Annotated in this window: 6 protein-coding genes; 1 reads left to right on the forward strand and 5 read right to left on the reverse strand. The window is 46.9% G+C overall.

Translation table 11 applies throughout. From position 1 onward, the window contains the following. Positions 1-2403 (reverse strand): S-layer homology domain-containing protein, encoded by a 2403-nt coding sequence (locus ACE3K2_RS06600; protein ID WP_421888231.1) that lies wholly within the window; start codon positions 2401-2403, stop codon positions 1-3. 385 nt (positions 2404-2788) lie between these two features. On the opposite strand from ACE3K2_RS06600, the gene ACE3K2_RS06605 reads away from it, so the two are divergent. Continuing rightward, positions 2789-3577 (forward strand): formate/nitrite transporter family protein, encoded by a 789-nt coding sequence (locus tag ACE3K2_RS06605; protein ID WP_017690511.1) that lies wholly within the window; start codon positions 2789-2791, stop codon positions 3575-3577. Positions 3578-3826: 249 nt separating this feature from the next. Here ACE3K2_RS06605 and ACE3K2_RS06610 read toward each other — a convergent pair whose 3' ends face one another. From ACE3K2_RS06610 to ACE3K2_RS06625, 4 genes are all read right to left on the reverse strand, one after another. Continuing rightward, positions 3827-5392 carry a glycoside hydrolase family 30 protein gene (locus ACE3K2_RS06610; RefSeq protein ID WP_421888398.1) on the reverse strand — a complete coding sequence of 522 codons (1566 nt, stop codon included), beginning with the start codon at positions 5390-5392 and terminating at the stop codon, positions 3827-3829. Between the two features lie 144 nt (positions 5393-5536). Then, positions 5537-8248 (reverse strand): glycoside hydrolase family 3 C-terminal domain-containing protein, encoded by a 2712-nt coding sequence (locus ACE3K2_RS06615; protein ID WP_421888235.1) that lies wholly within the window; start codon positions 8246-8248, stop codon positions 5537-5539. Between the two features lie 547 nt (positions 8249-8795). Next, on the reverse strand, positions 8796-13766 hold the full coding sequence (locus ACE3K2_RS06620; protein WP_421888237.1) for a DUF4132 domain-containing protein: 4971 nt from the start codon (positions 13764-13766) through the stop codon (positions 8796-8798). Between the two features lie 24 nt (positions 13767-13790). Beyond that, positions 13791-14210 (reverse strand): hypothetical protein, encoded by a 420-nt coding sequence (locus ACE3K2_RS06625; RefSeq protein WP_421888240.1) that lies wholly within the window; start codon positions 14208-14210, stop codon positions 13791-13793. Positions 14211-14233 lie beyond the last annotated feature (23 nt).

Raw genomic sequence — 14233 nt, forward strand, 5'->3', positions numbered from 1 at the left:
TCAAGGATTGGAAGGAGGGGATGTGTAGTTACCCAGACCGTTGTAATAGTTCTCTCCTTGTTGGATCCATCGTGCCCCGTCATAATTTGCATCACCATGAACATTGCCTGACGTCCTTGTTAAAGATTGCGCAGGCTTCAAGATGGCTATATCCATAGGTTCGCCATCGTTAATCTGATAGAGTATCAAAGTAATGTCTTGAGGTTGATCAAAATTAAAAGACACATAATAGATTTCGTCCTCATTGATCGGGAAATCTGTGGAGTCATCGGCAATGACCATTGTTTTATAAGGTGCAATGAAAGTTCCAGAAGCAAACGTAATCGGATCGTCTATATCACTACGTTTAATTTCAAACTGACTGAGTTCAATTGGTTTGGACGTTGGATTATACAGTTCGATTGCCTGAGTAGTGCCTTCTCCCCAGACCACCTCAGAAATAAACAGGCCCTTTCCTGTATCCGGGTCCTCCACCTTAACCGTAAATGTTGTCTCAATATCTTTACCAGCGGGATCAGTAGCCTTAACGGTAACGGTTGCTGAACCAGTGATGTTCTTGATGTCTAAAGTCAATATATCTCCTTGGACCCTCACTTCTACCACAGCAGGATCAGAAGATTGCGCCGTATACGTTAGAATGTCGCCATCCATATCTGTGAACACATCAGCCAAATCAACCGTCTTACTCAAGGTACCCAATTCAACTCCAACAGTTGGCAGTGTTTTTACCACTTCGGGAGCATGGTTGATTGGTGGTTGTGGAATGATGATGGGCGGGATTGGCGGTAAAGGTGGAAGTGGCGGTGGAATAAAGAACGGTTTGACCAAATAAATGAATGAAGCCGATACGCTTCCTCCTTTTCCATCTGTAGCTTTCACCGTAACCATTGTTTGGCCTATAGCAAGACCCACAATTTTTAATTTTGAACCCTGAATATCCACAGAAGCGATGTTAGGATCGATCTCCGTAATCTCATAGCTCAACTCATCCTCATCCGCATCAGTAAATACAGCACCGAGATCAATCTCTTGCATGCCCTCTCCAAGATATACCATCATGTCAGACATGCTAGACTGAACAACAGGTAGCTGATTCTCGGGAGATGGAGGTACAATAACTGGCGGCTCCGGTTCTGGAGTTGGTGTCGGCGTGGGAGTTGGTGTAGGAGCTGGTGTTGAAGATCCTGTACCAGAATTGAAGTTGCTTGCCCCTGTAATGCTGGATGGTGCGGTCAGTGGCGGTGTACTGCGAATGATCTGTGAGGTTACGCCGCCCTTTGGAAGAATAACTGTATTCGTCTTCACACTTGCTGGTAATTGAATAATGGATTTCACATCTTTCAACACAACTTCCTTCCACGTCCCATTTCCAAGAACAGTGACTTTGTCAGTCGTATCTACGGTTATCGCATCGATATCTCCATCAATCGTTATAGCACTTACGCCTGGTTTTAATATAACCTTGGACAAGGTATCGGCTTTCAGAGCAACGTGATTTGAAGAGACTGTAACCACACCTGGATAGGAGGTACCGACCAAATTCAATGTCACGTAATTTTGAAGTGTGCCTGCTTGATTAATCTGGATTTCCGATAAGGCAGACAGGTTACGTGTATGTGCATCATAAGTAATTACTGCGTTCTGCAATGCTTCTTTGTTCTCGTCATTCAAAATTCTTTGCAATTCCTGACTGATCACAAAAGGACGTCCATCCATATAGGCAACATCTCCATCCAATGCAGTCAAAGAAGCTGTTCGCTCACCCGTCTGAAAAACATCTACGAGAACCTTTGCTATATCTTGCCGTTCCACCAGAGCCTTGGATTCAAATTTCCCCTCATTTGAATCCAACAACCCCAATTTCAAAGCAGTATGTACCTGTTCTTTAGCCCAGTCACTCACCGTGGATTCATCTGCAAGCGTCTGTTGTTGGCCTCCTTTTGCTCCTTGTGTTCCTGTCACTCTTACCAAAATGGAAGCAAGCTCTTCCCGACGAATCGGATCGTTAGCACGGAAATTGCCTGTTGCATCTCCGGTCATCCATCCCTCTTGACGAATTGCTTCAATATAAGGAGTCGCCCAATCTGAATATTTAAGTCCAGTGTTGGAAGTCATATCAATCTCTAATTGTGATGCTTTGGCCAGTAACACGGCCATCTCTCTCCGAGTCAAAGGCTGACTTGGGTGAAATGATCCATCTGGATAACCCGAAATCAATCCTTTCTCTACTGCTTCTTTTACCGCCTGTAGAGAGGTAGAACGAATATCAGTCTGATCTGTAAAAACCGACGATACAGCGTCAGCTGATCCTCCGGTTTGCTCAGCTGCGTTAACTAATTGAGTCCCCCACAGCATGCCTACTACAATTGAAGTCAGCAACACTTTCTTCCAATCCTGATTCATATTTGTTCCTCCCAACAAAACTCGTTTTCGGCACATAGCTTATCAATATTTTCTGAACAATTTCTGAACAAAATAACTAGTAAAAATGCCAGATCAAAGGAGCTTATACAGAAGGAATCCACACTGAATTCACGTAACATCGAAATACGTTGTTTTATATAAATTTCATGATTTTGATACGAGAAAAATGTACAAATAATTAATCAAATAGTGCAAATAATATAAGCCCATATTATATGTATTCTTCCAAAATAACTTAAACTGGTTAAAGGATATTCTTTTTCTAAAAAAGCGTGTTACCATCTCAAAAATCGTTATAATAAAAGGAACTTGGTGAGATTTGTAAGTTAATGCAATCATTCAACTTAGCTATTGGAGGAGAATTATGGAAACGGAAGCTTTACGCAACGTGGAACAACTGGCTCTGAAGAAACACAAGATTTACAAACAAAGCTTAATCAGGTACCTTGCTCGCTCCATGCTGGCCAGTATGTTTATCGGATTCGGCGTCATCGTGGCGTTTAAGACAGGTAACTTCTTTTATATGGAGCAGTCCCCGTTCACCTATCCGATGGCAGCCATTACGTTTGGCGCGGCCATCATCCTGATCGCCTACGGTGGGGGTGACCTGTTCACGGGCAATACGTTCTATTACACGTATGCGGCGCTGCGCAAGAAACTGCGCTGGTTCGAAGTGATCAAGCTGTGGATAGCGAGTTATAGCGGTAACCTGATGGGCGCAGCCGTGTTTGCCCTGTTAATTTACCTGACCGGATTGTTCGACTCGTCTCAGGTGAATGGGTTTCTGTTAAGCGTGGTGGAGCACAAGATGGAAGTTCCGACCATGCAGCTCTTTTTCCGGGGAATCTTGTGTAACTGGCTCGTATGTATGGCGTTCTTTGTCCCGATGTTCATGAAGGAGAATGGAGCCAAAATGTTCGCCATGATGCTCTTTGTGTTCTGCTTCTTCATCTCGGGATATGAGCACAGTATCGCCAATATGTGTACGTTTGCCATTGCACTTGTGCTGAATCACCCGGGGACCATCTCATTTGAAGGTGTGCTTCACAACCTGGTTCCCGTGACCTTGGGTAATCTGGTGGGTGGTGTGCTGCTGATGGGCTTTATGTATTATGCGGTGAACAAACCGTTTCTGGATGAAGAGACACATTAATCTCTGGTAAAAAAAGATCCCCTTCCAGCCCGGTCCATTGACCGTGGCGAATCGGTAAGGAGAACCCAAAACACCCCGGCAACCTTCCCATCTCAGGGAGAGGGTTGCCGGGGTGTTTCCCTATGGGCAGACTCACGAATAAGTCGCCTGTCCCCTTATCAATTTTCAACCTATTCGAAATAAATCTACTGTATTTTCCCGTGCCATACTTCAATCTGTACTCACAGTTGCCGATCCTGAATCAACGTTCTACCCCGTTTTCGGATTCCAGCGGAAAGTAGCTGCCGATTGGGAAGGTAGTACATATCGAAACGAATCTCCGTCCATAACTACATCAAAAGAGACTTCTTCCTCACCTGTGTTAGCTGCAACCAACACCATCGTTCCATCCGGGTTGCGGAAGACTACGTTCTCGATCTGGCCCTGTTCTTGTGTGGAATCAACTCTTACAGCTCCCGGACGCACATAACGGCTAATGTGACCCAACGCATAATACTCGACATTTCTAGTGATTTCATCACTCTCCGGGTTAATCGTCACAACCCCACGGCAGTTCGTACAGCCCCCGTTCGTGGGACCTCCTTGCGGATCGAGTGCGATGTTCCAGAGCAGTACATTTTTTGCCCAGTTGCGAGGTGCACCAATGATGAGATTGGACATCTGCCAGCTCAGATTCTCGCCAAAATCAGGACTCCACGCCCCACCACTACATTCGGTAAAATAAATATGTTTGTCCGGAAAGCGATTATGCACTTCCGACATGGCAGATGGATCACCTGCATAACAGTGGAAAGCAGATCCATCGATATAGGCAGCAGCCTGCTCATTACCGAGCACCTTGCTGGTATAATCGACCGCCTGATCCCAGTTATGATCATACGCGATGATTCGCGTATCCAGTCCCGCATCCTGTAGTGCCGGGCCGAGATAATCCCGAATGAACATGGCTTGTTCTTCGGCTCCCATACTCATGCTTGGATATTTATCCGAGCTGAACTCCGGTTCATTTTGCAACGTGATCCCGAAGATGGGAATGCCCTTTGCCTGATAAGCTTGGATGTATTTCACCAAATAGCTCGCGTACGCTTCATACACCCGGAGATCGTTATAATCCAGATACCAGCCGTTGGTGGTTTTCTCTTCATACTTCATCCAGGCCGGGGCCGTCCACGGTGTGCCCAGTACGTTAAGACCCGGTTTCAACCTGGCTACACGCTCCAGCATATTTACAACTTCCTGATCTTTATCGATCGAAAAGTGTTCCATGTCATAATCCGTACCGGACTCGATATCATCATAGGTATAACTTGAAGAAACGCCTGATTCATCTACCGAATAATCGGAGGCACCAATCGTATGACGCACCATATCCATGTTCAGCCCTTCCGTTGTATATAGTTCCTTCAGTAGCTGTTCTTGCTTTTCCTCTGGAAGCTGGTTGATCAGATGTGCCGATGAACCCGTCATCGCTGCGCCAAATCCATCCATGGTTTGATACGTCTTATCCGGGTCAATCTGTATGGTGAACGCCGACGAAGAAAAGTCTGACTCCTGTGTTGTAGAATCTGAAGAGCTTGTGTCAGCATCATGGCGATCTGAATCTGTCATTGGAATAGGCTTCTGAGGGGTAAGCAGATTTTGTTGATCTCCCGTGGTTAACCAGACTTCGGCCGCTCTCTGCTTGTCCACAACCGGTGGCGGAGCGGGTAGTTCACCTCGGTTGAGGATAAGCCAGATTCCTATACCAACACAACAAACAGATCCGATCCACAGGATCGTCCAACGTTTTGGATGCTCTCGCCAGCCTATGTTCATCACGCCTCCCTCTCCTTCCATTATGGAAAAAGCCGCAGCCATTCGGCCACGACTCTCATTTCCTATATATAAATTAGAACAAAATGCATTTGACGCAAATAACTTCACAGGGAGAACAACCTTCCGATCTCCCGGATTGCACTTTTATTTACCGGACTTGCTTCCGATATTCACACTGCCGGTCAGACGGATATCATCCGATGCACTACCGACATACACTTGGACTTTACCCTTAGGCATTACCCATTCATGCGATGTTTCATCCCAATAGGAGAGTGCACTGCGATCCAATTGAATGTTAACCCGCTGCTGCTTACCTGCCTTCAGATCAACCTTTGCCCAGCCAGCAAGCTGCTTCTCTGGCGTCTCAACTTTGGTTGGCAGATTGCCGACATAGACCTGTACCACTTCTGCACCGGAAACTTTACCGGTATTACGCAGGTTCAGGGATACTTCCACGGTTGCTTTGTCACCTTTGCCTGTGTTTTTCACATGCAGATTACGATAATTAAAATCGGTATACGACAGCCCGTGTCCAAAGGCGAACGCCGGTGTCATGCCTTCTTTGTCATATCCTTTATACCCTACAAAGATACCTTCGGAGTAGTTGCCCACCCCATTCACACCCGGGAATTGTTCCGCAGTGGATACCGGAGTTTGGGAATCATCTGACGGGAACGTCACCGGCAATTTACCGGATGGATTCACATCACCGAACAGAACACGTGCCACGGCATTACCTTGTTCCTGACCTGCATACCAAGCCTGAACGATGGATGGCACTTCTTTTTGCCAGGAATCCATTTCGACAGCACGACCACTCATTTGCACCACAATCGTTTTTGGATTGGCTGCCGCTACCTTGCGGATCAGCTGATCCTGGTTATTGGGCAGTTCCAAGTCGGAACGGTCTACATAACCTTCACTGTCATACGTGCGAGTTACCACAACGGCAACATCGGACTTTTTGGCCAGCTCAACTGCTTTTTGCATTTTGATATCAACAGCGTTATCTGGAGCTTCCCAGCCAAAACGAACCTGTGCGCCCATATCATGATTGGACTGCACCGGGAAATCCGTACGATACTCAATCCGAATGTCGTGGGACTCACCTGCTTTAAACGTAATTTCTTTCTTGGTTGTACTCAATGTTTCACCTTGATTGTCTACGAGTAACTCATCATCCACATACAGTTTCGCAGAACCGAGACTGGTCAGAGAAAGTTTATATTCACCTGTTTGAGGTGCTGTGATCGCACCTGTCCAACGAGCGGACATTTTGGCATTGAACTTCGTTGGTGTCACGGGAAGCTTGGAAGATTGTGCGTTAAAACCTTCATAGTTGTAGAATCCAAGATTCATGTTGACCTGATTGTCTGTACGGACCAGAGAAGGGTTCCCTTCCATATCTTTATTTGTCCAGTATTCAGCACGCAGACCGTATTCCGCACGATCTGTACCATAGTCTTTTTCACTTTTCTGAGCATCCGCTGGCGACAAAAGAGTGGAAGGCACGGCAGACGGTCCATTAAATGCATCTCCTGCGGAGATTGGATCGGTTCCGGCTGCATATTTTACTTCCACACCGTTACCGGCACGATTACGAATGCCTTGCAGTGGACTTACGGTATATGTCGGATTAACCAGACTGCTACCGCCACCAGCAGCCGATGCGTTATCTGCATCCGGTCCGATGACAGCGATGGATTTCACGTTTTTCTTGGAAAGCGGCAGCACATTATCGTTGTTTTGCAAAAGAACCATGCTCTCTTCTGCAATTTCACGTGCTTGTTTGCCGTCTTTCTTGGCATTGATTTGTGTATTGGTTACAGGATTATCAAACAGCCCTTTATCGAACATTTGAAGCAAAATACGTCTAACCTTCTCATCAATGGTTTGCTCGCTGACTTCGCCTTTGTTTACGGCTTCCAGCAATTGGTCTCCCCATTTGCCATAAGGCTCTCCAGGTGTCTCCAGATCCAGACCCGCATTGGCGGACTTGGCTGTGCTGAAGTTTGCGCCGTAATCACTCATGACGAACCCTTCGAAGCCGAACTGGTCCCGAAGAACATCGGTCAGCATCTCCTTGTTCTCACAAGCGTATGTACCGTTCACTTGGTTAAATGAACACATTGCAGAACCGAGATCCGCTTTTTCAACCATCGCCTGGAACGGACGTGCATAGACTTCCTGAATGGCACGTTCGCTGGCTGTTGCATTGGTCGTGAAACGTTCCGTCTCCTGGTTGTTCAGGATATAGTGCTTTGCAGTAGCGATAACCGGATTGCTTTGAATCCCGTTCACATACGCTGCACCCATGCCGGAAGCCAGCAACGGATCTTCCCCGAGAGATTCGAAGTTCCGGGAACCCCATGGTGTACGTGCAATATCCAGCCCAGGGCCAAGCACTACATTATGTGTGGTATCATGTGCTTCCTGACCGATCAGATCACCATATTTCTTGGCAAGATTAGTATCCCAGGAAGCGGCAAGTGCGATTGGTGCAGGCAATGCCGTGGACTTTTTGTCCTGCACATCCGGGTTAGCCACACGTACTCCTGCGGGCCCGTCTGCCATCTGTAACGCAGGAATACCGAGACGCTCCAATCCATCATTATAGAAACCATAATAGTTATTTACTTTACCAGTTACGAATCCAACTTTCTCCTCCAGCGTCATCTCTTTGAGCAGCAGCTCGGTGCGCTCCTCCGCAGATAGAGATTTGTTCATCCAAGGCCGACTTGCCCCGGATTCCGCCTCCGCGGCGAAGGCGTGTAACGGCATAGCCGCAACCGCCACGATGATGAGTAGCATAAACCATCGTTTGAGGAAAATCAGATTGAGTCTTCTGTTCATGTTGTAAGCTCTCCTTCTCTCTTGATCATTTTTCTCGTACACATCTTGAATACATGTATACAAGGGAATGCAAACTGGCTTGATCCCAGTCTTTCAAGCATTCAGGTCGTCCTGCACATGGCTTCTGAAACTGCAGCCTGCAAGCAAGTCAGCAGATTTCGCTTCCTAACGATAGCCGACCTGATCCCGAATTACATCCCCTTAAATTTGGTAATAGATCAATAGGAACGAGCCTAGTTCTTTGGCATCACCTCTATTTTAGTTCAGATAACAAAACAAGAAAACGAATTATTTACATTTCCGTAACTACTTTCGAACAAATTTTTCACTTTTAAAAACAGTCGGTTTGACCCACTCCCGATCAACCAATTAATGCAATTAATTATCAGATTAAGGAAGATACTGAGACACTCTGGGTCCTAGGTCTATTTGAAACCGGAACCAATCTGATTCATTGAAGTATCCAAAAATATAAAAGCAACTGAAGTCCCTATTATCAGGTTCCTCAGTTGCCTTTATGATTTAGATAGTACGGTTCAATCGCTTACTAGTTCTGTAACTGTGCAAGAATCTGCGGGTCCTTGATCTTTTTATCTTCGGCAAGTAACATCACCTTGGACAGAATCTCAGCTGTTCTCGGATCTTCATCGAGGAATGGCAGGAAGATTCGGCCCCGATGCTGACTGTGTACTGGTACAATATGAAGCGCACCTGTGGCTTGTTTGAACACATTGCCGCTGCCCAGATGAACAGCATACTCACCCAATTCACCATCAATTCGTGCGTAATTCCCGTCCAAACGTACATTGTCGATCTTCAGCAGACGCAACGACTCGTTCACAATGACGTGGCGCATCTCGATTGTGGTCAGGCTGGCTTCCGGATCTACGCCTCCCACATGTGCAACACTAACCACCAGATCGATATCACGCATGACTTCCGAGAAGAACGTCAGAGGCACATCTTGCAACGATACAGGTTTGTAGCTCTTGCGATCGTAGAACTGCACCGTCTCCAGAGTTGGCGCCTCGGTATCTGCCGGTGAGAACCAATCCGCCATAGCATAGAGATTTGCGATCAGATTGTGTTCGTAACTTACCTTCTGCAGACCTTCCTCATAACTGACAGTCCATTGGCGTCCTTTAAGCAGAGCTACTGCTTTTTTCGGTTGAATCTGATACCCGGCGTATCGACGAGACACCGTACCATTAGCCAATTCGTCCTCGTTAGGAAGATACAACTCACGGAATACCTGCTTGAACGGCTGACGCTCCTGCCGGGTGAACAGATCCCGTTGGAACTCACTCCAGCTTCCACTCTGATACAGATGAAGCGGATGAGCAATCAACAATTGATCCTCTTCCGATAGAGCATGGATGGCACCCTCCGGCCCTGGAGCAACCAAACCGCTGGACGAAACATCGAATCTACCTGTCTTGTCACCTGATTGGAATACAAGCGTTCTTACCAGCGGATATATTACCGGATTTTGCATCAGACTGGCAATTTCCTGACGTGTAAAGGATGTTCCAGCAGTCATCGAACGTTCCAGTTCCTGCCTTGCCCGGCGATACTGATCCACCAGCTCCGATTTGAGCTCTTTCAGTTCAGCGATATATCCATCTTTTTTGAACCGGGCAGGTACAGATTTGAGTGTCTTTCCTTTGCTAACGATAACCATCTCGGGTTGACCTTCCTCATCAATGACCAAGTGTGCTGTCGTGTCAGCATCCAATGCATGAGGTTCAAAGAAGGATTTCATCTCATCGAGCTTACGTGCTTCCATGTCCCACATCAGCCGCGTAACATCGGCATAACCTGCATTACGGGCAAGGTTGCCCAGTGCAATCTGTGATGCCACACCTTCACTGGCACGGCGTTGTGCACCGAATTGCTTGCTCTGCGTCAGGAACTTCTGAATGAAGTCGTATCGCTCACGCAGATCCTGTTCCCGATTTTCAGCAAATGGAATCAAACTGTAGGTTAACAAATGATCTTTGTTGCGCTTGTCTGACACGGAATCACGCATATCCTCAAGTCGAAGCTTACCCAGTGCTGCATCCGCGAACAATTGGGATCTGCGATGATTGGCTCCCCCGGAAATATACTTGGCGCAATCGTATAACAGATTGAACCGTTCCTCCCCGACAGCAGCATATGCTTCTTCAAACCAGGCGATATCAAATGCACCTTCATTAAAGTCCTGTGGTGAGATTGGAGAATAGTGGGCGACAATGGTTTCTTTCTCCGCAGTAAAACGTTCATTGATATGAGCATGGAAGTACCATGCCGCACTGCGGAGACCTTCCCATCCCAGATGTTTTGCCACAATCTCCATCCACTGTGGTGCGTACATGGCTGCTTCCAGCAATTTTTTCTCTTTAATCGGATATTTCTGGAGCAACTCTCCGAGTTGTTTCTCATCTTCCCCATCCCGTGGATGACAATGCTGAATCAGATAACTGAACGTCTCTTTCCGTGTTGTGTTGTCCCCATAACTGTAGATATATCCACGGACAAATGTATCCTGATCCATCGCAGAGACCAGATGTACCCAGTGCTCCATGCCTTCAATTCGTTCCAGTTTCATGGCAAGTGTACTTACTTCTGTAGAAAGTTCTCCCCGGGTCAGCTCGATTTCCAGAATCCGATTAACGACCGTATCACGTAAATGAATCAGCTTCGGATCACTTGCAATCACTTCTGTGCGAGTGGATGTTAAGTCCCGAATAAACATCAGGCGATTCCCACCGACCAGAACCTGTCGATATATCTCCTGTTCATCAATCAAGTTCAACTGGTACGCACGCAGAAAATCTTCAAGGGACAGTAAAGACAGCGGATGACTACTCTCTACAAAACTGGTGAACTGGTAAGCTGTCTGGAAGAAACGTTTGAAGCTGTTATCGTCATGGATTTTGCCACGAACCACATAATTCCAAGGTCCAGTCAGAATATGAAGCATGCCCGACTCCTGCTCGAGTCGATCAACAGGCATACTCGAGATGATTGAGGCCCAGGTTTTCTCAGCTATCTCAAACGTGTCGATCGGGTCGCTATCCAGAAATGCCGCCGATATCAGCGCCACTACCTGATCCTTATACGGTAACGAATTCAGCATCTGCTGCAGTTTTTCGATATCGTCCAGTGGATAGATCTGTTCGGCAAACGTCTTGCGCCAGCCTTCCAGTAACGGAATCTTTTGCAGTTCTTCATAGTCATACTGATCATGGAAATAGCTGGAATGGTCGCTCAATTTTCCATTGAACTCCCGGAGCTGTATACCCATATACAACTGCATCAGTTCCACACTACTAAACCCGGCATGTTGAATAAAGTTTTCCCATACATCATATAGCGGGAACTGTTCCATCTGCTTCATTTCATTCCGCTCTCCATATGGAACCTTGGAGCGAAGACTCGCTCCGATTAACAACGTTTCTTTGTAGCCAGCGTAATATTCTACTTCATACTCATAATCCCTGTGTTCATGCACCAATCCACTAAGTCCCTCCAGGAATGGTCTGATCTTATCCAGAGAGAGTGTCAAGATATCCTTCGGAGTATGGCCTTTGAGATCACGCTCCTCATCCAGCAATGGCTCACGTCGCTTCGGATCAAATAAACCAAATCCATTAGCGGCCGTATAGCGACTCCCCTGATCCGTCAGCTTATCCAGCAGTTTCTGTTCCTTGGCAGTGGGTGTTTCAATCAACTGCGCCAATGGTTGCAATGCCTCCTGCTGATCTGTCCGTCCTGGATCTGCCGCAATCTCGGTCAACAATTCAAGCGCGCCCAGACGTTGCAGTTCACTCTTGGCCTGCAAAAGCCGCTTCAGTGAGACCGTCAAATGGTCCACGGGTTGCAGTAATAATACATGGATGACCTTCTGACGAAGTGAACCTGTCTTGAGCTTCATCAATGCCTCCATCTGTTGCATCTCATCAACCGTCAACGTGAGTAACTTCGCCTTGGCGAGTGCACTCTCCCGATTACTCATACTTTTATCAGACAAGCTCTCAAACACAAACTGTCTTTGTAACTCATTATCAGGATGCTGAACAAACTGGGACAACAGTTCTCCGCGCAGTTCCGGGCTTAAGAGGTCCTTGATTGCAATGACTTCGCCGATCCATTCCGGGTCCATATCATAAGCAGCCAGATATAACATTTTCTTGACCACATCATCCATACCAATCCGGTAGTGAACATACTCAAGTACACCCGACGGTCCACCTGACCCGCCTTTCGGAATGGCAGTGAGCATCTGTTTGAACCGATCAAAGTCCTGACGCCGCAAGGCCTTATCTTCAAGAGCAGGCAATGGCCACACATACACGCTACGCTGATTCTCTCCATTCTCGAAATTCCAGTTGTACATATACATGGCATCATAGTTCGTCACAATCCAGTGCATCAACTCGGTATCCTGCGCCTCCAGATAACGACGTGCAATGTCCAAACGAAGCTCTCTGTTCTGGCTGTTAGCCAGTACGTATTGGGCAACAACCTTCTGATATAATTGGCCTTGATCCATAATCTCGATGATCTTGCTCTTCAATTCATTCTCTTCAATGACCGCTGTCGCCCACAGGCTGATAAAGAGTTTGTTGGCGTTCGCTTCCTGCTGCCAGGCCTCGCGTACTTCGGGTTGAACAAGCGCCTCATGGGCCTGTTCAATGAGCTGTGCGGCAACACGTTGATTGGCTGCTTCTATGCCGATTCCTGTCCATACAGCCAGCGCTCTTACTACCGAACTAAAACGGATCAGGTTGTTGTCGATAATGATTTTTAATATGTAAGTATAGGCTTCCAACGTTCCTTCATCCATCCGCTCCACAATGCTTTGGCGCAGCCCTTCCTGCAACCTTGCTGCAACCAGCAGCTCACCAACCATCTGATAGGCATCCGCCTGATCGCTCATGAATATGCCTTTGATCATTTCATGGGTTAACAATGCATTCTGATTGTCACCATATATAATATCGTGTAGTGCCTGCTTCATCTCTCCGCCCTGATGATCCAGTTCATAAGCGATACAATCCGCCAGGACCCAACGAATCTCATGTAAATAATCCAGCTTGTACTCACGAAGTGACACATATTCTTCCAGGGAGAAATTCTTCATTTCCATTCGGAACAATCCCATCAGTTTACGAATGACCTGTGCTACGTGCTGTTCCGGATCGGACGTGCGGAAGGGCCGGCGTTCATAGTTGTTACTGTATGGGAAACGAATCGCACGCTCTGCGATATAACGAAATCGTGCAACCAAGGACTCGCTCGCAAGATGCTGGAGCACATCCAATAGTGGCTGGAATAACGGGTTCTGCGTTTCTGCAGCCAGCTTTCGAAGCAACTTTTCTGTATTCAAAAACATCTTTTCGTCTCCACGTAAATAAGTAGACCCGGCGATCTCCACAACATAACCTGCCAGCTCAAGCTGTACCCCTGTTAACGACTTTGCTTTTTCCTGCAATTCATCCATATACAACTGTACTTGATCTTCCTGATTCATCCTGTTCTCCTCCTTTATCGCTCTCTACCACAGACGTCCGGCAAGCATTGTAAAACGGATAAACACCACGTTATCGCCGTCCTGTATCAAAATGGACTTGTCCAGTTCCTGTAATTCTTCATCGTTGAGAAACACTTTGTACAACCCATCCTCATAAGCGGTTATCGCCGTCTCCATCGCACCATTCACATCAGGAACGCCCTCATTGTATACTGCGCCAAATCCAACTTTTCCCGCTGCTCTCTGCACCTCAATATCATCCGGCATCAGGTAGGTGAGTAGTTCTGCCTGTTTCTTCTTCTCCTGAAGATCCTTAACTTGCAGAGCCACCATGTTCTCAATGAGCTGCCTTAGCGTATGAGTTGTTTCCGGAAGTTCGGCAGCTTGCTTGGCAAGTACCGGCTTGCGCTTACCCAGACTTTTTACCGTTATCCATACGTTCACTGTCTTGCTCCCCTCTGCCCTGC

Origin of the sequence: Paenibacillus sp., from assembly GCF_048976745.1 — a bacterium.
GTDB lineage: Bacteria > Bacillota > Bacilli > Paenibacillales > Paenibacillaceae > Paenibacillus.